The organism is Actinoalloteichus fjordicus (genome assembly GCF_001941625.1).
GTDB classification, from domain to species: Bacteria; Actinomycetota; Actinomycetes; order Mycobacteriales; family Pseudonocardiaceae; genus Actinoalloteichus_A; species Actinoalloteichus_A fjordicus.
Genome location: NZ_CP016076.1, coordinates 4,466,190 through 4,492,749 on the forward strand (window position 1 = coordinate 4,466,190; position 26,560 = coordinate 4,492,749).

Sequence of the window (26,560 nt, forward strand, 5' to 3'; positions counted from 1 at the left end):
CCGCATCCGTGGACACCGAATCCCCGAACCCCGGGGAGCGGCCGCTCAGAGCAGCGAGAGCTGACCTGCGGCCGTCTCGGGCCCCGCGGCGGATTCAGACTCGGCCGCACGATGTCTCGGGCGACGCCGGAGGCCTCGCGCGGCGGCCAGCTCCCGCACCTGCTCGGTGATCCGGCGCTGGTAGGCCTTCGGCGCATAGTGGCTGGCCCGGTAGAGCTGCTCGTACTGCGGAAGCAGTTCGGGGAAGTCACTGCTGAGCCAGCGGTGGTACCACTCCCTGGCGCCGGGACGCAGATGCAGGACCACCGGCACCACCGACGAGGCGCCCGCGTCGACTACGGCGGAGACCGTGCGGGCCAGTTCCGCCGGCGAATCGCTCAGTCCTGGCAGGATCGGCGCCATCAGGACGGTGACGTCGATGCCACGCTCGGCGAAGCGACGGACCACGTCCAGCCTCCGGTTCGGCGAGGGGGTGCCCGGCTCCACCGACCGCCACAGCGGCTCGTCGACGGACCCGACCGAGACGGCGATCGACACCGGGGCCTGGCCCGCGGCCTCGGTGATCAGGTCGAGATCACGCAGGATCAGGGTTCCCTTGGTCAGGATGGAGAACGGGTTGGCCCGGTCTCGCAATGCCGTGATGATCTCCCGCATCAACCCGTAACGGCCCTCGGCCCGCTGATAGGGGTCGGTGTTGGTGCCCATCGCGATCGACTCGCCGCGCCATCGGGGGCCCGCCAGCTCGCGACGCAGTAGCGCCCCCGCGTTCACCTTCACGATGATCCTGGTGTCGAAGTCACGGCCCGAGTCGAGGTCGAGATAGGTGTGCGTGTTGCGCGCGAAGCAGTAACGACAGGCATGGCTGCAGCCCCGATAAGGATTCACCGTCCATTCGAAGGGCATGCCCGACTGGCCCGGCACCCGGTTGATGATGGTCTTCGCGGTGATCTCGATGGCCATCGCCTCGTCGTCGGTGCCCGCCTCGATCGGCACCGGGGGCGGCAGCCGGAGCCCGCCGCGCCCGCCGCCGCGCACGACCCCGCCCCGACCGGTCACCTCCAGCGGCAGCGCCTGATCGCCGCCCTCGTCCAAGCGTTGCGCGTCCCACTTCATGACGGAGATTCGAACATATATTCGAATGACTGTCCACCCGCGGACGACGCGACAGGAGGGGCGCGGACGGCCGGGCGACGTCGCGTCCACGACGCCGCACACCCCAGCAATATAGGCTATTGCTTATATAAGCACCAGCAGTTAGCTTGAGGTCGCACATCGGCTCCCGCACGCGGACCGCCGAAACAACCTCGACAGGCAGGCAGGGAACGAGACCTCATGATCAAGATCACCGTCACCAGCGTCTTCGTCACCGATCAGGCCAAGGCGCTGGACTTCTACACCCGCGTTCTCGGCTTCCTCCCCAAGACCGACGAGCCCGCAGGCGGCGCCCGATGGCTGACCGTCGTCTCCCCTTCGGACCCCGACGGGGTCGAACTGCTGCTCGAACCGAACGGGAGCCCGATCGCGACCACCTATCAGCAGGCGCTGCGGGAGGCAGGCATCCCCGCCACGCTGTTCGGCGTCGACGACGTCATGGCGGAGTACGAGCGGCTGCGTGGCCTGGGCGTCGAGTTCCCGTCGCCGCCGGTCGCGGCGGGCAACGCGACGGTGGCCGTGCTGGACGACACCTGCGGCAACCTCATCGGCATCGCCCAGCCGATCGACGCCTCCTGACCTGGAGCCGACGTCCCGGCCGCAGGTTCCGGCGCCTCGAGCGCGAACCGGCCGGGACACGTCGGCGACCAGTGAGCGGGCGACCTCGGCGGGCCGAGGATGCACCGCTTGACTTACCCGGAGCGAGCTTGGAAGGCTGTTCGATCATGCATGCGTTCGACGTACTGGGAGACCCGGTCCGTCGTCGCATCCTGGAACTCCTCGCCGACGGCGAACGAGCGGCAGGCGAGGTCACCTCGATCGTGCAGGAGGAGTTCGGCATCTCGCAGCCCGGCGTCTCCCAACATCTGCGGGTCCTGCGGGAGAACGGCTTCACCACCGTCCGGGCGGTCGGCGCCCGCAGGCTGTACTCGGTGGACCCGGAGCCGCTACGGGAGATCGACGGGTGGCTGGAGCGTTACCGCCGCTTCTGGAACCAGCCGCTGGACGCGCTGGCCACCGAGCTGGCCAGGGGCAGGCGAGAACGCCGCGCCGCCTCGGCCGCCGATCCCACTCCGCCACCGGATTAGTCCGCCCGCTGAGCCCGCATCGGACCGGGGCGGCCGGTCAAGCCCCGCATCGCGGCAGGGCGTCGTCTCGGGCGCCCGGACGCGGAACGAAACCGCCGAGCAGCAGGCGCGGCAGGCGATCATCGGGTGAGCAGCACCGCCCCGTAGAGCCCGTCCCGCACCCGATCAGCGGGCCCGATCAGCGGGCCCGCGCCGAGGGGAAGCGCAGTTCGGCGAAATAGTCTTCCGACTCGCGAAGACGCACCTCACGCACGCCCGCCAGCATGCGTTCGGTGGCCTCCCGGCGGTGTCGATCGGCGTCGTCACCGGTCAGGCCCTTCGCCTCCTCCTGGCGCAGGCGCCATTCCCAGCGCAGCTCGGTCAGGGAGGACTCGGCGGCCCGCAACGTCGCCCACGACTTGTCCCAGCGATAGAAGGTCTGCAACCCGGTGAGCACGGCGATCACCACCCCCGTCGCCGAGAGCACGAAGTCCTTGTTCTCGTAATCCAGGGTCGTGAGCAGCGGCAGGGCGGCACTGGCCAGGATGATCAGCAGGCCCCCGAGCCGAAAGAATCGGCGATGCCACCGGGCGCGCCAGTCGTATCGAGCCCGGAGTCGGCTGACGTGCGCCTCTGCGAGGCCGTGTACGTCCACAGTGGGGATGGAATCGGCCGGGTCCGGCGATCGAGACCCCCGGTCGACGAGTCGCTCGGTCATCCGCAGCCCCCGATCACCCCAAGGCGATCGAGGCCCGCACGGATCCTCGGACAGATCCTCCGTGCCCGCCACCGGCTCGCTCGATCGCCACTCCAGGTTAGCCGTCGGCGACGCTCAGTGTGGTGGTTTCGGATGAACCGGGCCGATCGGCGTCCCGCCCTTCGCGACGACGGCGAAAGACCCGGTCCGAGCCCGGTCGGCTGCTCGTCGCGGCACTCACCGGGCACTGCCCAGCCGAGCAGCCAGCCCACCACGACGGGTGAGCCGGGCCGCGCACGGCGGCGGGCGGGACGTCGCGCTCACTGCGCCGGGTCGGCGACCTCGTGCGCGCGGGCGGCGTCGAGCACCTGGGCCAGTGCCTTCGCAGGCAGCGCACCGGACTCGCGGAAGACCAGGGTGCCCTTCTTGAAGACCATCAGCGTAGGGATGGACCGGATCTGAGCAGCACCCGCCAGGCCCGCCTCGGCCTCGGTGTCGACCTTGGCGTGCACCACGTCGGGGTTGTCCGCCGCCGAGGCGTCGAAGGTCGGGGCGAAGCGGTGGCAGGGTCCGCACCAGTCGGCCCAGAAGTCGACGACGACGATCTCGTTGTCCTTGATCGTGTCGGCGAACGTGTCGGCGGTGAGCGAGATCGGAGACATCATCCTCCTTCGTGGGGCCGGTCCGCCGGACGGTGGTCCGCCCGGCCGCATGCCCCTCTCAACACCACGCGGGCACGCCGGATTCCCCGGCCTCGGCATCAGGCCCCCTGCGGGGCGTCCGGCGCCGGGTACTCCGAGCGGGCGGCGTCGGCGACCTGGTCGAGGACCTGACTCACGAAGGCGGTCTTGCCCTCGACGTAGGCCGTGACGTCGTCGGGATGCCGAGCCGCCAGCGTCCGCTTCAACTCCGCGTAGGCCGCCGCGGTGTCGGCGCTGCGCCGCAGCTGATCGCGGAACGCCAGGTGCCTGGCGAGCGCGAGGCTGCTCTCGGTGCAGACGTAGAGGTGGTGCGGCGGCGGGCGGTGCGGCGGCCTGCTGAAGGCCTCCCGGCCGGGAACGCCCAGATCGCCCTGGTGGCTGTACCCGAGCGGCCGGAGCCTGCCGATCACCGGGCCGAGGGCTCGCTCGTCGGCGATCACCACGTCGAGATCGATGACGGGCCTGGCGGCGAGACCAGGGACGGCGGTGCTGCCGACGTGCTCGATGCGCTGGCTGTGGAATCCCAGGACACGGCTGATCCGGGTGCGGAGTTCTTCGAACACCGACGACCAGCGTGGGTCGTGGTCCACGATCTCGACGGAGTCGGTCATCGCTCTTTCAATCCTTCGTCACGGCGCGGCGGGTGTGGGGCGGAAAGCGGACAGCGAACGCGGTGGGGACGGCGCAGACGTCGAGTCGCCGAACCGGGCGGACTCGGCGGTGCGGACTCAGCCGGGGACGTCGTCGGGCGGGCGGGCGGCCCGGACCGCTCCGTATCGTCGGGCCGTCTCACTCCGGCGATGTCCCATCAGCTCGGCGACCCGATCGGGATCGGCACCCGACGCGAGCAGGCGATGGCCGAAGGTCTGCCGCAGGACGTACGGGGTTATCCGCTGTCCGGAGTCGGCCTCCAGACCTGCGACGCTACCGAGGCGGACCACCAGAGCGTCGACCGATCGGGTGGACAGTCGACCGCCCCGCCGGTTGAGGAACAACGCCGCCGTCCGCTCGATGCCCGGCCAGCCACGGCGAATCGAGACCCACTCGCGCAGCACGAGACGGGATTCGTCGGGTAAAGGGATCTCACGCGCCTCGACGCCCCTGGTCGTGACGACGAGCCTGGCCTGCCGGGCGCCGAGCCGGGCATCCTCGACGTCGAGTGCGACCAGTTCGGCCACCCGGACCCCGGTGTGCAGCAGCGTGTGCACGATGGCGGCGTCCCGGAGCGAGCCGCCCGACCGCACGGCCGCCAGCAGTCGGCGGGTCTCGTCCTCGTGCAGTGCCCTCGGCTGCGGCGCGACCTGTTCCTCCCGCACGATCAGGGCAGGTCCGATCCGCAGGTGGTCGTAGAAGTGATCGAGCGCCGTCAGCACCGCGTTGATCGTGGCGGGACGGCTGCGCCGCGCAGACTTCAGCCGCGACCGGTAGGCGCGCACGGCCGCGTCCCTGGCGGGCGGCTCGGTGAGCGGATCGGCGCGGCCGCCGTCGTGATCGGCGAGCCAGGCGAGGAAACCGGCGATGCGGGAGCGATAGGCGCGGCGGGTCTGCGGGGCCAGGGGAGAGTCCGCGAGGGCCCGTTCGTACTCGACGAGCACCTGTTGCGCTCGGTCCTCGGCGATCCCGCCCACCGACTCCTCGGCGACCTCGCCCATGGTCGTTCCGGCGTCCTCGCCCACAGTCGTTCTGGCGACCTCGCCCACGGCGACCCTCTCGGCTCTCGGGAACACGACTCCTGTGATCGTACCGCGTGCCGAACTCGCAATATCAGAACCTAATCGTGAGTGTTGTTCTGATATTCCTCACCCGTCGAGCATCGGACGGCGCACCGGGTCGCGCCGCCGACCACCCCCGCACCTGCGGGGAACCACTATTCGGCGCGCTGCGCCGCGACCCGGTGGCCGGATCACCCCCGGCTCGGTCGGGGACGGGTGCTCCGCGAGGACGACGGCGCCGGAGACGACCGGGACACGGACGGGTCGGCCATCGGAGACCGACCCGCGAGCAGGGTGTGGCAGACCGGTGCCGAGGTGCCTCGCGAGCACCTGCGAAGCGAACACCGCTTCGCGGACGACGACCACCGCCAGCAGGGGGAGATCGGATTGGACGTCGGGGGACACTCGAGCGTGAACAACCACTGAGCGTGTCGCCCTTACCTCGCCGTCGTCCCGAGCCCGGACTACCGCCGAGACGCCTCCGCTGCGGGACAGGCTCCCCGGCTTCGGCAGCCCGGCGGGCTCCGACAGTCGGTGCTCGTCCCGCTCGCCCCTCGGCCCGCTCGGCCTGCGTCGGACCGGACCCGACGGACTCCGGTCCGACGACGAGGACGTCGGCACCGGATCACGCGCCTGCACCGGACCGACGAGGCGGTGACGCGACGGACCGGCCGTCACGTCACCGCCGTCGTCCTCAGATCGCGCTTCAGCCGACGAGCGCCGCGACCGGCAGACCGGTGTGCTCGGCGACCGCAGCACCGAGTGCGCCGTCGATCGGATCGAACGGCGTCCGGTCCGGCTCGCAGACGGTGCCGTCGGCGGGCAGCTCGCCGTCGAGGTAGTACGCGTGCACCGCCGCGTCCACGCAGGCGCTCAGCTGGAGGCCGAACGCGCCATGGCCGAAGCTGTCCAAGGACAGCAGGTGACCGTCTCCGAGCAGGTCCGCCAGGTTTCGCCCGCCGTCATACGGGGTGGCCGGGTCGCCGAGGCGATTGCCCAGGACGAGCACCGGGTTCGCGGTCGGGCGATCCCACGGCCCGTGGTACCGGTCTTCGTCGACGCCGGGCCAGGTGGCGCAGGGCAGGGACTCATACGTCCACATCGAGCCGAAACTCGGCGTTTCCCGGTCGGCCTGGGCTGCCGCCTCGGCCCACCGCGCCGGATCGGCGGGGTTGTCGGAGTCGAGACAGGCCACCCCGAAGTTCTGCTCCGGCCCCTGGTAACCCTGCTGATCACGCATCGCCGCCACGGCGTCCACGGTCGTGAGGACAGCCTCGCCGCGCGGACCCGTCCCGTCGATCGCCTCGGCCAACGACTGGAGGTACTCACCGAGGAACATCGAACTGCGGGCGTCGTAGAGGGCCGAGCCGACCACCCCGACGACCAGCGGATACGACCATTCCATGACCGATCCGTCCTGATCGGGAACCTCGATCGGCGCCGAGCGAGCCGCGTCGAGCACGCGGTCGTACTTCTCGCCGAGATCGACGCCGGGCTCCCGGAACGCACAACGCTCGTCCTGCGCGCAGAAGCCGAGGAAGCTCTCCAACGCGCGCTGCGATCCGGCGGCGCTGCCGATGCGCGTCGTGTACGGCACGTCGGCGTCCGCCGGGGTCTCCCCCGTCGTCCACTGGACCGGGTCGAGACCACCGTCCAGTGTCATGGCCCGCACCCGGTCCGGGAAGAGGTTGGCGTAGACCGCGCCGAGATGCGTGCCATAGGAGAAGCCGTGAAAGGTGAGCTGCTCATCGCCGACGGCGGCCCGCAGCAGGTCCAGGTCGCGGGCGACGTTCGCCGTCGACATGTGGTTTAGGACGGGTCCCGCCTTCGCGGCGCAGGCGTCGGTGCCGGTCCGGGTGGCCTCGATGACCCGTCGCTCCTCCTCTTCCGTGGTCGGGAAGAGCAGGCCGAAACTGTCGGCGGCCTCTCCTGCGTCGTCGAAACAGCGCAGCGGCGTGCTGTCCTGCACTCCCCGGGGATCGAAGCCGACGAGGTCGAACCGCTCGTGCAGCTCGGCCGACAACACCGGCGGGATGCGGCCGGAACCGCCGGGGCCGCCGGGGTTGAAGAACAGCGAGCCGATCCTGTTCTGCTGATCGGCGGCGGGCAGTCTGCCCACCGCGATCTCGATCTGCTCGCCATGCGGGTCCTGATAGGACAGCGGAACCGAGGCGGTCGCACACTGGTACTCCGCAGGTCCCGCATCATCCGGGCAGGGACCCCAGTCCAACTCGGGCACCGGGGCGCCGTTGGTCCCGAGCACCGCAGGCCCGGTCACCGCCGGGGAGTCCTCGGCGGCCGAGGCGGTCGCGGTCAGGCCGCAGACGGCGACGGTCAGCGCGAGCGCCGCCGAGGTTCGGCGTGTTCGTCGTCGAACACGTGGGTACATCAGTTGGCCTCCTTGTCTGGTGCCGGCCGGGCGGGCACCGCATGATCCGACCGGCCTGTCGAGGCCACTCAAGCCGACGAAGTCGATCGCCACATCAGGTGAGCGACCTAGGGAAGCCGATCGACCGTCGGCCGGGCCACGGCCTCGGCACGCAGCACGATCTCGGCGGTCTCGACGAGTCGGGGCAAAAAGCGCCGGACGTCGTCGGCGCGTCGACGCAGGTCCGAGGTGGAGGCGATCCCGAGATCGGCGACGGCGGCGCGAAACGCGGGCTCGTGCATCGCGCCGAGCGCCGGGGCGTCGGCGGCGAACACGGCATGGCAGCGGGCGAAGGTCGCCACGATCCAGAAGAATGCCTCGCGGTGCAGGCCCGCCGCGATGAGGTCCCGGCTGCCGTCGACGGCGATCGGCCTGGCCTCGGCGGTGATGTCGCCCCGGAAGAAGAAGGGCGTCCCCGACACCTGCGCAGCGGCGTCGAAGGTCGTGGCGAGCGCCGCCAGATGCTCCGTCACCCGGGCGGCGGTCAGCTCGCGAGCCCCCAGCAGAGTCAGCAGTTCGGGGTATCGATCGGCGAGCCCGTGCTCGGTCAGCACGGCTCGAACGGCCGGATACCGCAGCCGCACCGTGGGATTGCGCAAGGCGGCCACCAGCAGCACGTGCGTCGTCACGCCGGTCGGGAACAGCCAGGACGTCACCTGCTGGTGCCAGGGCGCGGCGGCGTCGACGACGCGCAGACCGCTTTCGATACGTCGCAGCGCGTCCGCGCAGCGCCGACGAACCCACTTCGGCTCGGCGAAGTCCCGCGCCACCTCCTGGTGGAGTCGCCGCAGCATCCCCGAGGGGTCGGCGATGATCGTGTCGGCGCGGAGCCCGCCCGCCAGATGATAAGAGCTGAGAACCTGCTCGGCGGTGGCGAACAGCTCCCGGCTCAGGTGGGTGATCTCCAGCAGAGCGCCCTGGTGACGGAACTTGCCCAGTCCCACGGGCGGCACCGGGCCGCTGGTCACCACCACGACGTCGACGTCCGAGGTCGGTGACAGCTCGGCGTCGCCGGGCAGGCCGATCGTCGAACCGCTGAAGTAGGCGCCCACGAAGCCTGCCTCGCCCCGCGCCCGGCGCCGCACCCAGTCGACGGCGGCGGCTCGCGCCTCGGCCACTCGCATGTCAGGTCCTCCTGCTCGGTCGATCTCGGTCGCTCTCGGTCGCTCTCGGCTGCCGGAGCCGCCGTTCCCCCCGCGATCGGCGGGCCCGGCCCGTTCCTCAGCACCACGGTCCGGACCGCGCGCAGGCAAGCCTGCTCGACGGCGCTCGCAACGTCTCACCCGACCAGGTGACAACGTCGAGATCGATCCGGCAAGATCGATCCTCCCGGCCTGCCCGCCCGGCGAAGCGACGGCGCATGGACCGCTCCGTGACGTCGTCCGCGGCCCGGCTCAAATCCCACCCCGGGTGCAGAACCGTCCAGAACAACAGCACATCCGAACAGATCCCCACGACCCTGGAACAGGTGGCAGCAGCGATGACCAGCCCGGAGAGCACGCCGACGGACATCCCGGCGCGCTTCGGCCACGTCGGGTCCGTCCGCATCAACTTCGAGGATTTCGACGCGACCGGCACGGTCCACGACTCGCGTTACCTGCTGCTGGTGGAACGCGCCGTCATGGACTACTGGCTCGACCGAGGCTGGCACTTCGATCCCCCGCTGTCCCGGTTCGCCGACGTGCTCCAGGTGGTCCGACACTTCGCGATCACCTACCACACGCCGATCACGGGCATGGGCGTCGTCGGCGTGCACTTCTGGATCGAACAGGTGGCCACCAGCAGCCTGACCTACGGCTTCCACGTGCACTCCGCCGATCGATCGATACTGCACGCCGAGGGCAGCAGGACGCAGATCCGGCTCGACCCGGCCACGCATCACGCCGTCCCGCTCAGCGTCGAACTGGTCGCCGAGGCTCACCGGCTGCGGCGGCCCCGCGACCTCGTCGGCGGCGGCTGACCCGCCCACGGCAGCGCGCCCGCCGAACAGGCCTGGTCACCACCGGGTGGGCTCGTCCGATCAGTCCCCCGGCGTTGTGCGGCGGCGACCGGCGAGGGCCGCACCACCGCCGGCCTCACCGGAAGGCAGGTCCACTAGACTCGGTCGATCTCCTGTGCCACCCGGCCGGCGCCCGCAGTCGTCCGACCCGTCCGTACAGCGGGCAGTCGATGAGGCCCGCCATGACTCGTCTGAAGGTTGTCCTCCGTGTTGACCATGCAGGACGCGATTCTCGCGTTGACCAAGTACTGGACCGATCAGGGATGCATGGTCGTGCAGCCCCTGAACACCGAGGTCGGTGCGGGAACGCTCAACCCGGCCACCGTGCTGCGCGTGCTGGGTCCCGAGCCGTGGCGGACCGCCTACGTCGAGCCGAGCGTGCGGCCGGACGACTCCCGATACGGCGAGAACCCGAACCGGCTCCAGACCCACACCCAGTTCCAGGTGATCCTCAAGCCCGATCCCGGCAACCCGCAGGAGCTGTACCTCGGCAGCCTGGCGGCCATCGGCATCGACGTCGAGGCGCACGACGTCCGCTTCGTCGAGGACAACTGGGACTTCCCCGCGCTCGGCGCCTGGGGCCTCGGCTGGGAGGTGTGGCTAGACGGCCTGGAGATCACCCAGTTCACCTACTTCCAGCAGGCGGGCGGCGCCACGCTCGACCCCGTCTCGGTGGAGATCACCTACGGGCTGGAGCGCATCCTCATGGCGCTGCAGAACGTCAGCCACTTCAAGGACATCGCCTTCGCGCCCGGCATCTCCTACGGCGAGGCCTTCGGGCAGGCCGAGTACGAGATGAGCCGTTACTACCTCGACGACGCCGACGTGGCGATGAACCGTCGGCTGTTCGACGAGTACGCGGCGGAGGCCCGCAGGCTGCTGGACGCCCGGCTGCCGATGCCCGCCCACTACTTCGTGCTCAAGTGCTCGCACACCTTCAACGTGCTCGACGCCCGAGGCGCGGTGTCCACCACGGAACGGGCCAAGGCCTTCGGCCGCACCAGGGCGCTGACCAGGGACGTCGTGCGGCTGTGGGCCGAGCGTCGCGAGGAGCTGGGCCACCCGCTCGGGGTCGCCGAGGCACTCCCCGCCGCCACGGTGCCCGCCGAGCTGCCCTCGGTGACCGAGCCCGCGACGCTGCTGTTCGAGGTGGGCACCGAGGAACTGCCCGCCGCCGAGGTCCGGCGTGCCGCCGAGGCGATGCGCACCGCCCTCACCGAGAAGCTCGCCGCCACCCGACTGGGCCACGGCGAGATCAGCACCTATGCCACGCCCCGCCGGATCGTCGCGGTGGTCGAGGCAGTGGAGCCCGGTGAGCCCGACGCCGAGCGGACCGTGCGCGGACCTCGGGTCGCCAACGCCTTCGACGCGACGGGCGCCCCCACCAAGGCCGTCGCGGGCTTCGCGCGCGGGCAGGGCGTGGACGTCGCCGACCTGGGCCGGGCCGTGATCGACGGCGTCGAGTTCGTCGTCGCGGTCAAGACCGACGTCGGCCGGGGGGCGGTCACCGTGCTGAGCGAGCTGCTCTCCAGCGTCGTGCTGGAGCTGCGGGCCGACAAGAACATGCGGTGGAGCGACTCGACGTTGTCCTACAGCCGCCCGGTGCGCTGGCTGCTGGCGATGCTCGGCGACGTCGGCGTGCCGGTGGCGGCCTCGTCGCTGGCCAGCGGGGTGACCACCCGAGTGCACCGGACCGCCGCGACGCCGACGGTGGCCGTGCCCCATGCGGACGGCTACGTCGACTTCCTCGCCGCGCACGGCATCGTCGTCGACATCGACGTCCGGCGCGGCCAGATCGTCGGGGCGACGCAGCGGCTGGTCTCGGAGGTCGGCGGCACGGTCGACTTCGACGGCGAGGCCGTGCTGCTGGAGGAGGTCGTCAACCTCGTCGAGCAGCCGACCCCGATCCTGGGCTCCTTCTCCGAGCACTACCTGGAACTGCCCGACGAGATCCTCACGACCGTGATGCGCAAGCACCAGCGCTACCTGCCGGTCCGTGACGGCGCGGGCGCGTTGATGCCCTACTTCGTCGCCGTCGCCAACGGTGCCTGCGACCACGACGCGGTGCGGGCGGGCAACGAAGGAGTGCTGCGGGCCCGGTATGAGGACGCGGCGTTCTTCTGGCGGGCCGATCTGGCGGTCAAGCCGGAGACGATGAAGCTCGGTCTGGACCGGCTCGCCTTCGAGGAGCGGCTCGGCTCGATGGCCGACCGCACCGAGCGGATCGCCGCCGTGGCCAGGGAACTCGGCGACGCCACCGTGGCGACCCCCGAGGGCGTGCAGGCGAGCGGCGACCGGCTGGTGCCGCTGACCGGCGAGGAGCGCCAGACCCTGGACCGGGCCGCGCAGCTCGTGAAGTTCGACCTCGGTTCGCAGATGGTCGTCGAGCTGACCAGCCTGGCAGGCACGATGGCGCGGGAGTACGCGCTGCGGGCAGGCGAGTCGCCGAGCGTCGCAGGCGCCCTCTACGACATGGAGCAGCCTCGGTCGGCAGGCGGCGTCCTGCCCACCACCGTCCCCGGCGCGCTGCTGTCGCTGGCCGACCGGCTCGACCTGCTGGTGGGGCTGTTCGGCATCGGTGCGTCCCCCACGGGCAGCTCCGACCCGTTCGGTCTGCGGCGGGCGGCGTTGGGCCTGATCAGCGTGCTGCGGGCCTTCCCGCAGCTTCGGCAGGTCACGGTGAGTCGGGCGCTGCGGGTGGCGGCCGACGTCCTTGCCGCGCAGGGCATCGAGGTCGCCGACTCGGCGCTGGCCGAGGCGCACGAGTTCGTCATCCGGCGGTACGAGCAGCAACTGCTCGACGCGGGTCACCACCACGCCGTGGTCGCCGCCGTGCTGCCGTTGGCCGACTCGCCGATCACCGCCGACGAGACGCTCGCCGAGGTCAACCGCCGCACCGGCGATCCGACCTTCGTCGAGCTGGCCGCCGCGCTCCAGCGGGTTCGCCGAATCGTCCCCGACGACACCCCCGCGACCTACGACGCCGCGCACATCACCGAGCCCGCCGAGGTCGCGCTGCGCACCGTGTGGGAGCAGGTCGGCGCCGCGTTGGCGGGCACCACACCGGATCTCGCCCGCTTCGCGGAGGAGGCCCGGCCGATCGTCGCGCCGATCGGCGTCTTCTTCGACGACGTGCTGGTCATGGCCGAGGACGCCCAGGTGCGGGCGGCCCGGCTGGGACTGCTGGCCTCGATCCGCGACGCCGCCGCACCCGTGCTGGACTGGCGGGCGTTGGGAACGGCGTTGGCCAAGGACTGAGCCGGGAGATCCACCTTCGGCCGGACGGAGTCTCGGGCGGCACGCCGACACGGTGTGCCGCCCGAGTGCGTCTCGGGCCTCTTCTCCACCGCCCACGCCGGCGGGCTGCCGTGGTGCCTGGCGTGGGCGGGGCGAGCACCCGGGCCGTGGATCAACTCCCCGACGGCAGGCCTCGGCCGCGACGCGATCCCCTCGTGCAGCGGATGATCCCCAAGACCGGTATGCGGTGCGCGTCGGTCCCCTAACATGATCTCTCCGCATGCCCGGGAGTCCGTTCGGGGCTGCTCGACCGACCGGGGGGGTCATGAGGCCGCTGAGGGCGTCGGAGCCGCAGGAGACGGGCGGGTATCGACTGCTCGCCGAGCTGGGCCGGGGCGGGATGGGTCGGGTGCTGCTGGGCGGCGGACCCGACGGCAGGCTGGTCGCGATCAAACAGATTCACCCGCATCTCGTCGAGGAGGACGGCTTCCGCGCGCGGTTCGAACGCGAGGTCCGTGTCACGCGCGCGGTACACGGCGTCTACACCGCGACGGTGATCGATGCCGACGCGCAGGCACCGACACCCTGGCTGGCCTCGGAGTTCATCTTCGGTCCCTCCCTTCGGGAGGCGGTCGAGGCCACCGGGCGGCTGCCTGCGGAGTCGCTGCCGCGCCTGGCCGCCGGTCTGGCCGCCGCGCTGGTGCGAATCCACGAGGCGGGCCTGGTGCATCGGGACCTGAAGCCGTCCAACATCCTGCTCGCCGACGAGGGCCCGAGGCTGATCGACTTCGGCATCGCGCGGGCGCTGGACCGGCGAGACGGACGTGATCTGACCCGTACCGGCCTCGTGGTGGGCTCCCCGGAGTTCATGTCGCCGGAGCAGGCGCAGGCCGGGGCGATCACCCCGGCCAGCGACATGTTCTCGCTCGGTGCGGTACTGGTGATGGCGGGCACCGGGACGAGTCTCTTCGCCGGGCCGTCCGACTTCCAGGTGCTGTACGACATCGTGTACGCCGAAGCCGACCTCGATGCCGTGCCCGTCGGCATCCGCCCGATCGTCGCGGCATGCCTGGCGAAAGACCCGGCGGCCCGACCCGACGCGGCGCGGCTGCTGGAGATGATCGGCCGAATCGCGCCGTACGCCCGGCCCTGGCCCGCCGAAGTGCACGCCCTGACCATGACGCAGCACGCGGCGGTCGAGCGGCTCGTGGAACGGCCGTCGGACTGCGCGGCCGAGCCTGCGGGCGCGACGAGGGTCGAGGCCCCGCAGAGCACGCCGTATCGCACCCGGTTACAGGTCCATCGGCTCGACGAATGGGACGCGAACGCAGGCCAGGCGGCTGCCGGGCAGGTCGACGGCGCGCAGCCGGGCACCGCGCAGGCAGGTGCCGAACAGCCGCCCCGCCCGAGCCGGTGGAGCGGTCTGCGCACCCGAGCCCGGCATGCGCTGACGAGCACCGGGGGAAGGCTGCGCACCGGCCTGCGCGGCCCCGGCCTTCGTCGGATCGGCGCGACGGCGAGCCTGCTGATCCTGGTTTTCGCGGGGGTCCTCGTCGGCGTGTACGCCGCGAACTTCGCGGTCGACACCACCGTCCTCACCGGGGACGGCGGGGACGGCGGGGACCGGGAGGTACGCCGGTTCCTCGGGCCTGCCGAGTGGCTGGTGGACAGCGCCAGTGTGTTCGGGACACTGGCAGGCGCCGTCATCGGCGTGCTCGTCTGCACGCTGATCAGTGCCGTCGGCGGTCGAGCGACCGAGCCGCGCACCGCGTTCCTCCGCCGCTGCCTCCTCGTGGGAGCACCCGTCGGCGGCTTCGTCCTCGGCAGGCTGGCCGAACGCGACGGCCTGCGCATCGACATCCTCGGCGTCGGCACGGGCATCGCGGACATCGAACCCGCCATCGCCGTCGGCTGCGTACTCGGCCTGACCATCGGCAGCGCCGCCGTCTCGGTGGTGCTGGGGACGTTCCCGGTCCCGAAGGACCGACACGGCACGGTGACGGTCGTCGTCTGGGTCCTCGGCGCGCTGACCGGCTTCCTGGTCGGGCTGCTCAGCAGCCGCTACGGCTGGCTCGGCATCGTCATCGACGGCGGCGTCACGCTCGACGCGGTCGCCGTCCTCGGCGGGTGCATCGGCGGCAGCTGGGCGTTGCGGGCCGCCGACCAGTGGCAGACCCGGCGAGCGGCCAGGCCTGGGCGCGTCCGAGTCTGATCGTCTCCCACGCCGCCCTCCGGTCCGGCCACGGCGCCCCGGAGCCGATGGCTTCTCGGGGCGCCGGGGCGCAGCTGTCGGCTCCCGTCCTCAGTGCCCGATCGAGCGCAGGTACTCGGCGAACTTCTCGGCGCCGTCGACGATGCGGGGACCGCTGATCGCCTCGCCGTAGTCCAGGACGTAGAAGTGCTCGTCCCGCACGGCCGGGACGGACTCCAGCGCGGGGTGGGAGCGCAGGAAGTCGATCTTGTCCTCGGCGGGCAGGTCGCCGTAGTCGATGATGACGATGACCTCGGGCTGCGCCTCGATCACGGCCTCCCAGCCGACCGACGTCCACCGTTCGTCCAGGTCGGCCAGGATGTTGCGGCCGCCCGCCACCGAGATGATGTCGTTCGGCGGGGCGTGGGCTGCCGCGGTGAACGGCTGATCGGTACCGGAGTCGTAGACGAACACTTCGGCGGGCTCGCCGTCGGGATGGGTCTCCTCCACGGCGGCGACCCGGCCGCGCAGCTCCTCGACGACCTCGGCCGCTCGGTCCTGGACGCCGAAGATCTCGCCGAGGTCGACGAGGTCGATGTAGAGGCCCTCCAACGGCGTGACGTTCACCGCGCCGTCGCCGTAGTTGTAGCAGCTCTCGGTGTGCATGTAGCTGTTGATGCCGAGGTCGTCCAACAGTTGCGGTGTGATGCCGCGCTCCTCGCTGAAACCGGAGTTCCAGCCCGCGAACACCCAGTCCGCACCGGCATCCACGACGATCTCCCGGTTGAGCAGGTCGTTGCTCAGTCGTTCGATCTGCTCGAACTCCGCCCGGTACGGGGAGCGCTCGATCGCCGGATCGTTGGTGGGCGTCGCGATCCAGCCACGGATCTCGTCGGTCACGCCGAGCACGAACAGCTTCTCGGCACCACCGCCCTCATAGACGACGGGGCGCTCCGGACGCGGGTACGTGGTCTCGCGTCCGCAGTTGTCGATGGTGACCAGGTCGGCGTCGTCGCGCGTCTGTGGTGCCACCTCGGCCCCGCAGGCGCTCGCGGCGAGCACGCCGATCGCCAGGATCGGCCACGCTCGACGTGGGAGGCGCAGGGTCATGTCCTTGTTCCTTCCGGCTGTTGTTCGGTGGTCAGCTCGTAGAGGAGCTGTGGTGTTCCGGTGCCGGGATGGCTGACGACGGTCGCCGCCACCCCGAACACGTCGTGCATCAACTCCGGGGTGAGCACCTCGCCGGGCTTCCCGACGGCGACCAGTTCGCCGCCGGAGAGCACGCCGATCCGATCGCAGGCCGCCGCCGCCAGGTTCATGTCGTGCAGCGCGATCAGGACCGTCAGCCCGGCGGTGCGCAGGAAGGACAACAGCTCGATCTGATGTCGGACGTCGAGATGGTTGGTCGGCTCGTCGAGCACGAGCACCTGCGGCTCCTGAGCCAGTGCCCTGGCGATGTAGACCCGCTGCCGCTCGCCGCCGGACAGGGTAAGGATGCTGCGATCGGCCAGGTGCGCGACGTCGGCCCGGCGCATCACGGCTGCGCACAGCTCCTCCTCGCGCGCCCCGAGCGCCTGGTTGTCCCGCAGGTGCGGGGAGCGACCGAGTGCGACCACCTCCCGCACGGTGAAGTCCAGGTCGGTGCTCGCCTCCTGGGTCAGTGCGGCCACCGAGCGGGCGCTCTGCCGCAGCGACAACTCCCCGAGGTCGACGTCGTCGAGCAGCACCGCGCCCGAGGTGGGGCGCAGCGCCCGGTAGACGCAGCGCAGCGCAGTGGACTTGCCGCTGCCGTTGGGACCGATGAGCCCGAGGATCTCCCCGCTGTCGACCGCGAGCCGCAGCTCGCGCACGAGCGCTCTCCCGGCGATCTCCACGGAGACGCCGTCCAGGGTGAGCCGCATTCACCGACCTCCGAACACGTAGCCGCGCCGACGCATCAGCGTGATGAACACCGGGACCCCGACCAGGGCGGTGATCACGCCCAGCGGCAACTCGCGGGGCGCGACGAGCGTGCGAGAGACCAGGTCCACCCAGACGAGGAACAACGCCCCGGCCAGCGGCGTAATGATCAACACCTTGGCGTGGCTCGAGCCGAACAGGAGCCGGACCAGGTGCGGCATCACCAGTCCGACGAAGCCAATCGCGCCGCTGACCGCGACGATCGCCCCGGTCACGACGGCGGTGAGCAGGAAAAGGCCCCGACGTAACGAGGTGCTGTCCACCCCGAGACTGCCCGCCGTCTCGTCCCCCATCGCCATCACGTCGAGCGAACGGCTCCGGCGGTGCAGGACGATCAAGGCGATCAGGACCGCCACGGTCGCGATCGGCAGCGACGTCCAGGTCGCCGCGCCGAGGCTGCCGAGCAGCCAGAACAACACGGTCCGCGCCGCCTCGCCGTTGGGCGAGAGGAAGATCATCACCGTCATGATCGCCTGGAAACCGTAGGCCAGCACCACGCCCGTGAGCACCAGTCGAAGCGGGCTCAGCCCTGCCCGGCTGTGCGCGGCGGCGTAGACGAGCGCCGAGGCGGCCAGCGCGCTGAGGAAGGCCGCCGCCGACAACGCGTAGACGCCCAGTGCGGCGAAGGCGCCGAAGACGACCACCGCGCTGGCGCCCACCGAGGCCCCGGAGGAGATCCCCAGCACGAACGGATCGGCCAGGGCGTTGCGCACCATCGCCTGCACGGCGACGCCGATCACGCTCAGGCCCGCCCCGACCACCACCGCGAGCAGCACCCTCGGGGTGCGCACCTCCCAGATGATCGTGTACTGCGAGACCTCGACGGCGTCGATCGTCCCGCCCGTGAGCGCCGCACCGAGGTAGCGCAAGGTGTCGCTCAGCGGCACCGTGGTCGGGCCGAGGCTGATCGCGACCACCACCGACACCGCGATGGCGATCGAGAGGCCGAGCACGGTGAGCACGAGTCCGTGGCGAGATTGCACACGGCCGCCGCGCCGCAGGGCCTTCGACGTCGGGTCAGCGTCGGAGGGGGCCGAGCCGCCCTGGTCGACCCCGGCTCGATCAGTCTCCGGCATGACCCGGGCTGTCGTGGCGGGCTTCGTCTCGGGATGCCTCTCTTCAGCGGACTTCGTTCCAGCGGGCTTTCTCTCGGGCCCTCGTCGGACCCGGTGACCGAGTGGCCTCACCGGCGGCCGACCTCGTGGTCGCGGCCCGGTGCCCGCCGGGGGAAGTCCGCCCGAGGCGAGTTCCGCCGCCAGGAGTCGGCGACCGGCATTGTCCTACCTCCGAGTCACGCACGCCGTCACGCGGGAGACGTCGGAACGACCGCGGCGCGGTGCGCTCCCACCGCGCTGTCTGTGTCGTCGGCGGCGGTCGCGTTCAGGGGCTTCTGCACCCGCGAGACCGTCCGGCCGACACGGCCTGCTGGGGATGAGCTGTCGTGCCCCAGCCTCACACTGAATGGAAATCATTGTCAACAGGAATGCATCATCGTGCATGAGTTGATCGTCGGACGGTCTCAGCCGATGCAGGTGCGACGGCCCGCGACGGACAGCCGGGTCGGGCAGGCTTCGGGCGACCGATAGCGACGGGATTCGCGAGGATGCGCCGGCGCCTTCCCGCGCCTGCCGAGCCGCCGAAGAGCGGGGAGCAGCCGAGAACCGGGATCCTGCGGTGTCCTGGCATCGCCTCGCGGACGCGATCCGGTACCCGTCGGCGACCGCGGCGGCACACCGGACCGGGGCGGGACACGCGGTCGATCGGGGACACGGAAGCAGGGCACCATCCACATCGGACGACCGCAGACCGCGAACTCGCGCCGGGCTCGACGGTTCGGCCTGCCTGCGGTCCTCCTCGGAACGAACAACGGCGGCGATCGTCGAGGACCACGGGGTTCGGGCCCGGCCGCCCCCAAGCCGGCCGGGCCCGATCACGGCCGCGAGTCACCCTCCGGGTCCGGCGAAGCGGAGACAATCACCTGTCGCGTCGCCACCACGACCCGAAGCCCCCTCCGGTCGCCGCGTCAGGTTGATCGTCTCCGTCGCCTCGGGCCCCAGGAGTGGATCTCGTGCCCGGAATCATCATGGGCCGCCGGGGTGACGAGTGGTATCCCAGAAATCTGGGAGTACGGTCTGCCACCAGACGGATGCGCGCAGTATCGTCGTGTTGATCACGGTGACGTGCGTCCTGCCGGGCGGCCCCTGCACCGGACTCCTCGGGCCCCTCCGGACTCCCAGGCTCGGCACGTCGCCAGGACGCCAAGGGAGAGTGGGAACCACATCCGTGGCGAATCGTCGAGAACGTGAGCGGCAGGCACTAGGCGACCTTCGCGATCTGGCGAAGTCGGGCGTGACCACCAGGGAACTCTTCCGCGAGCTGGACGGCCTGCTGCCCTCGGTGGTGGGCTTCGACGCCGTCTGCTGGCATCACACCGACCCGCTGACCGGGCTGCCGACCTCCATGGTCAGCACCACCCTCGATCCGCGCGGCATGACGCACGCGATGGACCTGGAGTTCGGCAACGAGGACGTCGGCACGATGGCTCAGATGCAGGCGCAGGGCAGCCTGGTCGCCGCGATCAGTCAGACCACCCAGGGACGCCCGGAACGCAGTGTCCGCATGCGGGAGCATCTGTCCGGGTACGGATTCGGCGACGAGCTGCGGCTGCGCTGCGACCTCGGCGAGGGAAGCTGGGGATTCGCGGCCTTCATGCGGGAGAAGGCGCGCGGCCCGTACTCCGACGAGGAGCTGCGCTTCGTCGGCCAGGCGAACCGGCTGATCACCGGCGCACTACGCCGCGCCCACCTGCCCAGGACCGCGCCGACCGAGCCGCCGCCCGTTCCCGCCGTCGTGATCCTCGGCTCGAGCGACGAGCTGATCGCGGCCGACCAGCCGGGACAGGCACTCCTGCTCGAGCTGGCCGACTCGGCGTTCGACGTGCTGGCGGTGCCCGCCGCGTTCCTGGTGACCGCCCGGCTGGCCAGGCTCACGGAGGCCGATCCGGCAGGCATCCCGGCGGCGATGCGGGTACAGACCCGAGACGGTCAGTGGATCATCCTGCGCGGTTCGGTCCTGCACGGCGTCGGCACCGCGCAGGTCGTGGTGACGGCCTCGACCCCGACTCCCGCCGAGATCATGCCCGTGGTGCTCAGCTCCCACGGCCTGACCCGACGCGAACAGCTCGTGACGGGCGAGGTGCTGCACGGCGGCAGCACCAGGGAGATCGCCAAGGCACTGTCGCTCGCTCAGGTCACCGTGCAGGACCACCTGAAGTCGATCTTCGCCAAGGTGGGCGTGCACAGCAGAGGCGAGCTCGTCGCGCTGCTCTCCCTCGGCGGGCCTCGCCCCGGCGGCACGGACCTCGGGCCTGCGCCGGGCCGGGAGTGAGCAGTCGTCGACAGGCGGGCGGCGTCCTGCCGTGTCGTCCTAGGCGGATGCCGCCCGCGTGCGAGCCGCCCCCGCCCGCCGCCCTCGGTCCGTGCGCCTCACTGCTCGGGCTGGCCCATCGGCCCCTGCTCGGCGAGGAAGCGCTCGAACTCCGAGCCGATCTCCTCGGCGGTCGGCAGGGCCTCGCCCTCCTCGACCAGCAGGCTGCGCTTGCCGGGCGCCAGGGCGAAGGAGTCGTACTGGCGCTCCAGCGCCCGCACCACGTCCGAGACCTCGGTCGACTCGACCACCTGGCGGTCGATCTCGACGTCCACCCGCTCCGCGGCGGCACGCAGCTCCTTCGAGGAGAGCGACAGCCCCGCGGCCCGGCTCACCGACTCCAGGAGCGTCACGGCGGCCGTGGGGTAGCTGGACTGCGCGAGGTAGTGCGGCACGTGCGCCGCGAATCCCATGGCGTCCAGCCCCGCCTCGCCCAGCCGCAGCTCCAGCAGGGCCGCCACGCTGCCGGGCACCTGGAACCGCTCCCCCAACGCCGGGTGACCGCCGCCGGTCCACTTGTCCAGCAGTTCCGACCGGGTGGCATGCGCCACCACGCCGAGCGGCCGGGTGTGCGGCACGCCCATCGGGATGCCGTGGAAGCCGACCGCGAGCCGGACGCCCCACCGCTCCATCAGGCTGCGCACCGCGGCGATGAACAGCTCCCACTGATGATCGGGTTCGGGCCCCGTCATGAGCAGGAACGGGGTGCCCTCCTCGTCGAAGAGCTGCCAGACCACCAGTTCGGGCTTCTCGTAGGCCTCCCAGTGGTCGACGGCGTAGGTCATCGTCGGACGCCGAGACCGATAGTCGACGAGTCCGTCGATGTCGAAGCGGGCGACGACGCGCCCCTCCCCGCCCTCGGTGAGGTGCTCGGCCAGCAGCCGCCCCGCCGAACCGGCGTCCATGAACCCCTCGAAGTGATGCAGGAGAACCGCACCGTTCAGGTCGGGGACGTCGGAGTCCACCTCGTACAGATCCCGTGGATCGAGCACCACCTGTAACCTCCAGCCGTTCGGCCTGCCTGTCGTTGCTCAGGTGCAACGCGGCGCGACCTCGGTTCCATCCCGCATCCGCGGACGAATTCGACGAGTCCGGTGAGATCGTCGCGACAGCCGCCGCGAGACCGCCCTCGTGGCCGTCCCGCCGTCGATGATCCGACGCCCCGCCCAGATCGTCGATCCTGCCACCGCCCGCCCACGCGTCGCGCCTGATCCGCCCAAGCCGACCCTCGGACCGCGCGGGAGGCGGCCGCACAGCCGAGGCGAGACTCCGAAGCGGGCGCGACCGTCGAGATCGAGGACGAGCCGGGTAGAAATAGATGAGGAACGAGGAGATCGAACACAGGACGGGCGGGCTCATGGTCTCACCACGCGCCGACGCGGCCGCACTCGGTGACGCCCCGCGCCGGGGCATGCGCCTGGCGTCGAGGGCGGCTGCGGGCGAGCGCCGCGCCGCCGGGTCGGTCCGCCGCCCCGCCGTCTCGGACGCTGCCCAGGTGGACCGCGTCACTACGCCACACCCGGTTCCGACTCCCGCGAGCAGGCACGCCGCAGGCCCCGACACCCGTCGAGCCCGCTCTGCGGACGAGCTCGGATCGGCGGGCTCGACGGGACAGCATCCCCGGACGCCGCGCGCTGCGGCGTCCACGCCAGGAGAGGACACCTCGTGACCGGATTCGTCGACGGGCTGCGCGACCGCCTGAGACGGCTGTTCCAACGGCACGGGTCGGTGGACCTCAAGCCGTTCCGACGCATCGTCGCGACGGCGGGCGGCGACGCCGATGCCGTGGCGGGCTGGTCCGACACCAGGCTCACCGAGGCCGCCGACGGCCTGCGCACCGCCGTGCGGGAGGCGGTCGAGCAGCAGGAGGCGGGCCGGGCCAAGGGCGGGAAGAAGCGGAAGGGCGCGACGCACCCCGAGTTCACCGACGCCCAGGCCTCGGAGTTCTGCGCGATCGGACGCGAGGCCGCCGACCGCGCGCTGGGCCTGCGACCCTTCGACGTGCAGCTCGTCGGAACGCTGGCGCTGCTCTCCGGTCACGTGGTGGAGATGTCCACCGGCGAGGGCAAGACCCTCGCCGGGGCACTGGCGGCCGCAGGTTATGCGCTGCAGGGCCGCCGGGTGCACGTGCTGTCGGTGAACGACTATCTCGCGCGCCGCGACGCCGAGTGGATGGCCCCCGCCTGCCGACTCCTCGGCGTGACGGTGGGCTGGGTCAACGAAGGCTCCACGCCCGAGGAGCGCCGCGCCGCCTACGAGGCCGACATCACCTACGCGGCCGTCAGCGAACTCGGCTTCGACGTGCTTCGCGACCGGCTGTGCACCGAGGCCGACGACGTCGTCGTGCGCGCGCCGGACGTGGTCATCGTCGACGAGGCCGACTCCGTGCTGGTGGACGAGGCGAAGGTGCCGCTCGTGCTGGCCGGGGCCCGAGGCGCGGGCGTCGCCGACCAGGAGATGACCAAGGTGGTGCGCAGACTCCGCCTCGGTAGGCACTACGAGGTGGATCAGGACGAGCGCAACGTCTTCCTCACCGACGCCGGGACCGCCGAGGTCGAACGTGCGCTCGGCGGCGTCGACCTGTACTCCGAGGAACACGTCGGCAGCACCCTGACCAGGGTCAACATCGCCCTGCACGCGCACGCGCTACTGCACCGCGACGTCGACTACATCGTCAGGGACGGCCGGGTGCAGCTCATCAACGCCTCCCGGGGCCGGGTGGCCCTGCTCCAACGCTGGCCCGACGGGCTCCAGGCCGCGGTGGAGGCCAAGGAGGGTCTCGCCGTCAGCGAGAGCGGCGACGTACTCGACGAGATCACCGTCCAGGCGCTGATCAGCCGCTATCCGACGCTGTGCGGGATGACCGGCACCGCGATGCCCGCCGCCGAGCAGCTCTACGAGTTCTATCGGGCGTCCATCGCGGTGATCCCACCGAACGAGCCGTGCATCCGGGTCGACCGGCCCGACCAGCTGTTCCAGACCAGACAGGCCAAGGAGTCCGCGATCGTCGCGGAGATCTCCGCCCGGCACGCCGAGGGCAGGCCGGTGCTCGTCGGCACCCAGGACGTCGCCGAGTCGGAGCGACTCGCCGCACTGCTCGCCGAGGCCGAGGTCCCCTGTGTGGTGCTCAACGCGAAGAACGACGCCGAGGAGGCCGCGATCATCGCCGACGCAGGCGCCCACGAGCGGGTCACCGTGTCGACCCAGATGGCAGGCCGAGGCACCGACATCAAGCTCGGCGGCCGCGATGGCGAGGGACGCGACCGGATCGTCGAACTGGGCGGGCTCTGCGTGGTGGGCACCGCCCGACACCCCAGCAGGCGGCTCGACCAGCAGTTGCGCGGCCGAGCGGGTAGGCAGGGCGATCCCGGCGACTCGGTGTTCTTCGCGAGCGCGGAGGACGACCTGATCGGGCAGCACGCCCCGGAGGCCGCCGAGCGGCTGGCCTCGGACGAGGACGGCAGGCTCACCGGCCGCGACGCCCAGCAGGTCTTCGACCACGCCCAGCGCGTCGCCGAGGGCGTCGGCCTGGAGATCCACCGCAACACCTGGCGCTACACGAGCCTGGTCTCCCACCAGCGCGGACTGGTGAGCGAGCGACGCGACGAGCTGCTCCGCACCGACCTGGCGAGCCAGCAGGCCGCCGAGCGGCATCCCGAGCGGCACGCCGACCTGGTCGAGGAGATCGGCGAAGACGCGGTCGAGCACGCGGCCCGACTGATCGCGCTCTACCACCTCGACGACCGCTGGGCCGACCATCTCGCCTACCTGGCCGACCTGCGGGAGAGCATCCACCTCCGGTCGCTGGCCAGGGAGAATCCACTCGACGAGTTCCACCGGGCCGCGATACCGGCGTTCCGGGAGATCCTCACCGAGGCGGCGGACAAGGCCGCCGAGACCTTCGAGACCGCGACGATCACCTCGGACGGGGTCGACCTCGACGCCGAGGGGCTGCGCAGGCCCAGCGCGACCTGGACCTACCTGATCAACGACAACCCCTTCGGCTCCGAGGCTGATCGGGCGATGCGAGGCGTGCGGGCCATGATCGGCGGCTCGACGACCAAGTCGCCGCGCCGGAAGAAGCAGGCCACGGACTGAGCGGGTGCCGGGCTGCGGGCTCAGCGGCAGGGGACCGGGTCTCGGCAGCAGCAGGCGGCCCGGTCTCGGTCGTCGTCGGTGACCGGTCCGGGTTCCCGCCTCCGGTCGGGCGGTGGCGGAGAACGCTGCTCGGGGCTCGTCGACGTCGTCCTTCGGCCAGGTCGTGTTCGGAGCTGCTCGGTGCGCGGGTCGGGCTCCCTCGGTCGGTGATGTCGAGCGGTCCGGCAGGTCCCAGGGACCGGCGACATCAGGCGAACGAGGGCCGCCGCGCAGCGAGACAGGCTCACCTCGGCCCGCGACCGGCCCCTCGCTCGGCGGCCCGGACGATGTTGTGCACCATGCCGCCGAAGACCACCCCGTGGAACGGCCACACCAGCCACCAGTAGAGATGCCCGGGCAGGCCGTGCGGCAGGAAGACGGCCCGCTGTCGATACCGGGTTCCCGAACCGTGCGGATCGACCCGCAGCTCCAGCCACGCCCGGCCGGGCACTCGCATCTCCGCCCGCAGCCGCAGCAGCGTGCCGCGCTCGATCTCCTCGACCCGCCACCAGTCCAGGGCGTCACCGACGTGCAAGCGGGCCGGATCGCGACGACCGCGCCGGAGCCCGACGCCGCCCACGAGTCGATCCACCCAGCCCCGGACGGCCCAGGCCAGGGGAAAGGAATACCAGCCCCGTTCGCCGCCGATGCCCTCCACCACCCGCCAGACCTCCTCGGGCGGTGCCTCGGTGTCCTGTTCCCGCCGATCCTGGAACACCGAGCCGCCCGACCAGGACGGGTCCGAGGGCAACGGATCGGCCGGGGCGCCCGGCGGCGAGGCGCCCGACCAGCGCGTCTCGACGTTCGCGGCCCGCACCCTGGCCAGGGCGAGCGAGACCGACGTCGGGTAGTCCCGTAGCCCATCAGGCGGGTCGCCGACGACCCGCCTGATGTCGTCCTCCGCACACACGACCTCGTGGACGAGTGACTCGATCAGCGGCGTGGCCAGGCTCCTCGGCACCGGAGTGACCAGGTTGACCCAGTGGGAGGACAATCGCGGGGTGAGCAGCGGCACCGGCACGACCAGCCGGGGGCGCAGGCCGGTCACCTCGGCGTAGCGGCGCATCATCGCCAGATAGGTGAGCACGTCGGGGCCGCCGATGTCGAAGGTCCGGCTGACCTCGGCGGGCAGTGTCACGCAGCCGACCAGGTAGTGCAGGACGTCGCTGATCGCGATCGGCTGCACCCGGTTGTGCACCCACTTCGGGGTGACCATGACGGGCAGCCGTTCCGTCAGGTACCGCAGCATCTCGAAGCTGGCCGAGCCGGAGCCGATGATCACGGCGGCCTGCAGGACAGCGGTCGGCACCCCGGACCGCAACAGGATCTCCCCCACCTCCGCCCGCGACGCGAGGTGTTCGGACAGCTCGGCCGAGTCCGGATGCAGCCCGCCGAGATAGACGATCCGGCGGAGCCCCGCCTCCCGCGCCGCCTGCGCGGTGAGCAGCGCCGCCCGGCGATCCCTGGCGGCGAAGCCCCGCGACTGCAGGGAGTGCACGAGGTAGTAGAGCGCGTCGCATCCGTCGACGGCCGATCGCACGTCCTCCTCGGCCGTGAGGTCGCCCCGCACGATGTCCACCGCCGGGGCCCACGGGACGTCACGCAGCTTGGCCGGATCGCGCACCAGGCAGCGGACCTGATGTCCGGCGTCCAGCAGCGCGGGCACCACCCGGCCGCCGATGTACCCAGTCGCACCCGTCACGAGGATTCGCACAGCCCATTCTGCGGTCGAGTCGGGGCGCGGCGCAGTGTGGCGACGGGGCGGCCGGGGTGGCGAAGAAGGCCGGTGGGCGGGTGCAGGCGTCCTCGGCATGCCGGTCGTGACCGCGACGGCAGACGTGACCAGCTGACTCA

The 26,560-nt window shown here is 71.5% G+C and carries 20 protein-coding genes; 8 read left to right on the top strand and 12 right to left on the bottom strand.

What is annotated here, in order from left to right:
- Positions 1 to 45 precede the first annotated feature (45 nt).
- Positions 46 to 1,113 carry an Rv2578c family radical SAM protein gene (locus UA74_RS19015; protein WP_075741471.1) on the bottom strand — a complete coding sequence of 356 codons (1,068 nt, stop codon included), beginning with the start codon at positions 1,111 to 1,113 and terminating at the stop codon, positions 46 to 48.
- A gap of 219 nt (positions 1,114 to 1,332) precedes the next feature.
- Between UA74_RS19015 and UA74_RS19020 the strand changes: the two genes are divergently transcribed.
- Together UA74_RS19020 and UA74_RS19025 are read left to right on the top strand one after the other, a co-directional pair.
- On the top strand, positions 1,333 to 1,731 hold the full coding sequence (locus UA74_RS19020; protein WP_075741472.1) for a VOC family protein: 399 nt from the start codon (positions 1,333 to 1,335) through the stop codon (positions 1,729 to 1,731).
- Positions 1,732 to 1,877: 146 nt separating this feature from the next.
- A complete protein-coding gene (locus tag UA74_RS19025; RefSeq protein ID WP_075741473.1) occupies positions 1,878 to 2,240 on the top strand; it encodes an ArsR/SmtB family transcription factor in 363 nt (120 codons plus the stop codon).
- Between the two features lie 178 nt (positions 2,241 to 2,418).
- Here UA74_RS19025 and UA74_RS19030 read toward each other — a convergent pair whose 3' ends face one another.
- The 6 genes from UA74_RS19030 to UA74_RS19060 all read right to left on the bottom strand — a co-directional run bounded on the left by UA74_RS19030 (position 2,419) and on the right by UA74_RS19060 (position 8,881).
- Positions 2,419 to 2,937, bottom strand: a complete 519-nt coding sequence (locus UA74_RS19030) for a DUF4231 domain-containing protein (protein WP_075741474.1) — start codon at positions 2,935 to 2,937, stop codon at positions 2,419 to 2,421.
- Between the two features lie 299 nt (positions 2,938 to 3,236).
- Positions 3,237 to 3,581: a thioredoxin gene (trxA, locus tag UA74_RS19035; protein ID WP_232237329.1), complete on the bottom strand. Its 345-nt coding sequence runs from the start codon at positions 3,579 to 3,581 to the stop codon at positions 3,237 to 3,239.
- Between the two features lie 95 nt (positions 3,582 to 3,676).
- On the bottom strand, positions 3,677 to 4,228 hold the full coding sequence (locus tag UA74_RS19040; RefSeq protein ID WP_075741475.1) for a GrpB family protein: 552 nt from the start codon (positions 4,226 to 4,228) through the stop codon (positions 3,677 to 3,679).
- A 117-nt stretch (positions 4,229 to 4,345) separates the two neighbouring features.
- Complete coding sequence (locus tag UA74_RS19045; RefSeq protein WP_083683349.1) at positions 4,346 to 5,344, bottom strand: tyrosine-type recombinase/integrase; 999 nt, start codon at positions 5,342 to 5,344, stop codon at positions 4,346 to 4,348.
- 691 nt (positions 5,345 to 6,035) lie between these two features.
- Positions 6,036 to 7,718 (bottom strand): alpha/beta hydrolase, encoded by a 1,683-nt coding sequence (locus tag UA74_RS19055; protein WP_157434299.1) that lies wholly within the window; start codon positions 7,716 to 7,718, stop codon positions 6,036 to 6,038.
- Between the two features lie 107 nt (positions 7,719 to 7,825).
- The gene (locus UA74_RS19060) at positions 7,826 to 8,881 is read right to left on the bottom strand and encodes a hypothetical protein (RefSeq protein ID WP_075741477.1); all 1,056 of its coding nucleotides are present in this window, start codon (positions 8,879 to 8,881) and stop codon (positions 7,826 to 7,828) included.
- Between the two features lie 344 nt (positions 8,882 to 9,225).
- On the opposite strand from UA74_RS19060, the gene UA74_RS19065 reads away from it, so the two are divergent.
- The 3 genes from UA74_RS19065 (at position 9,226) to UA74_RS32135 (ending at position 15,205) form a co-directional block, all read left to right on the top strand.
- Positions 9,226 to 9,717 (top strand): acyl-CoA thioesterase, encoded by a 492-nt coding sequence (locus tag UA74_RS19065; RefSeq protein ID WP_198042778.1) that lies wholly within the window; start codon positions 9,226 to 9,228, stop codon positions 9,715 to 9,717.
- Between the two features lie 255 nt (positions 9,718 to 9,972).
- Entirely contained in the window at positions 9,973 to 13,014 is a 3,042-nt protein-coding gene (locus tag UA74_RS19070; protein WP_075766229.1) for a glycine--tRNA ligase, read from the top strand.
- Between the two features lie 304 nt (positions 13,015 to 13,318).
- Positions 13,319 to 15,205 carry a serine/threonine-protein kinase gene (locus tag UA74_RS32135; protein WP_075765046.1) on the top strand — a complete coding sequence of 629 codons (1,887 nt, stop codon included), beginning with the start codon at positions 13,319 to 13,321 and terminating at the stop codon, positions 15,203 to 15,205.
- 90 nt (positions 15,206 to 15,295) lie between these two features.
- On the opposite strand, the gene UA74_RS19080 is transcribed toward UA74_RS32135, so the two are convergent.
- Genes UA74_RS19080 through UA74_RS19090 form a run of 3 tightly spaced genes read right to left on the bottom strand, consistent with a single transcriptional unit; the run spans position 15,296 to position 18,219 of the window.
- The gene (locus UA74_RS19080) at positions 15,296 to 16,294 is read right to left on the bottom strand and encodes an ABC transporter substrate-binding protein (protein WP_075741479.1); all 999 of its coding nucleotides are present in this window, start codon (positions 16,292 to 16,294) and stop codon (positions 15,296 to 15,298) included.
- Entirely contained in the window at positions 16,291 to 17,085 is a 795-nt protein-coding gene (locus UA74_RS19085) for an ABC transporter ATP-binding protein (protein WP_075741480.1), read from the bottom strand. Before UA74_RS19085 ends, UA74_RS19080 begins: the two co-directional genes overlap by 4 nt.
- Positions 17,086 to 18,219, bottom strand: coding sequence for a FecCD family ABC transporter permease (locus UA74_RS19090; RefSeq protein WP_083683352.1), 1,134 nt, complete (start codon positions 18,217 to 18,219; stop codon positions 17,086 to 17,088).
- 1,207 nt (positions 18,220 to 19,426) lie between these two features.
- Between UA74_RS19090 and UA74_RS19095 the strand changes: the two genes are divergently transcribed.
- Positions 19,427 to 20,530: a helix-turn-helix transcriptional regulator gene (locus UA74_RS19095; protein WP_075741481.1), complete on the top strand. Its 1,104-nt coding sequence runs from the start codon at positions 19,427 to 19,429 to the stop codon at positions 20,528 to 20,530.
- A gap of 98 nt (positions 20,531 to 20,628) precedes the next feature.
- On the opposite strand, the gene UA74_RS19100 is transcribed toward UA74_RS19095, so the two are convergent.
- Positions 20,629 to 21,564 carry a proteasome assembly chaperone family protein gene (locus UA74_RS19100; RefSeq protein ID WP_075741482.1) on the bottom strand — a complete coding sequence of 312 codons (936 nt, stop codon included), beginning with the start codon at positions 21,562 to 21,564 and terminating at the stop codon, positions 20,629 to 20,631.
- A 323-nt stretch (positions 21,565 to 21,887) separates the two neighbouring features.
- On the opposite strand from UA74_RS19100, the gene UA74_RS32140 reads away from it, so the two are divergent.
- Entirely contained in the window at positions 21,888 to 22,238 is a 351-nt protein-coding gene (locus UA74_RS32140) for a hypothetical protein (RefSeq protein WP_157434300.1), read from the top strand.
- Positions 22,235 to 24,667 carry an accessory Sec system translocase SecA2 gene (gene secA2 / locus UA74_RS19105; RefSeq protein ID WP_232237331.1) on the top strand — a complete coding sequence of 811 codons (2,433 nt, stop codon included), beginning with the start codon at positions 22,235 to 22,237 and terminating at the stop codon, positions 24,665 to 24,667. The genes UA74_RS32140 and secA2 overlap by 4 nt, the downstream gene beginning before the upstream one ends.
- 283 nt (positions 24,668 to 24,950) lie before the next feature.
- On the opposite strand, the gene UA74_RS19110 is transcribed toward secA2, so the two are convergent.
- Positions 24,951 to 26,420, bottom strand: coding sequence for an SDR family oxidoreductase (locus UA74_RS19110; protein WP_075741483.1), 1,470 nt, complete (start codon positions 26,418 to 26,420; stop codon positions 24,951 to 24,953).
- Between the last annotated feature and the right edge of the window lie 140 nt (positions 26,421 to 26,560).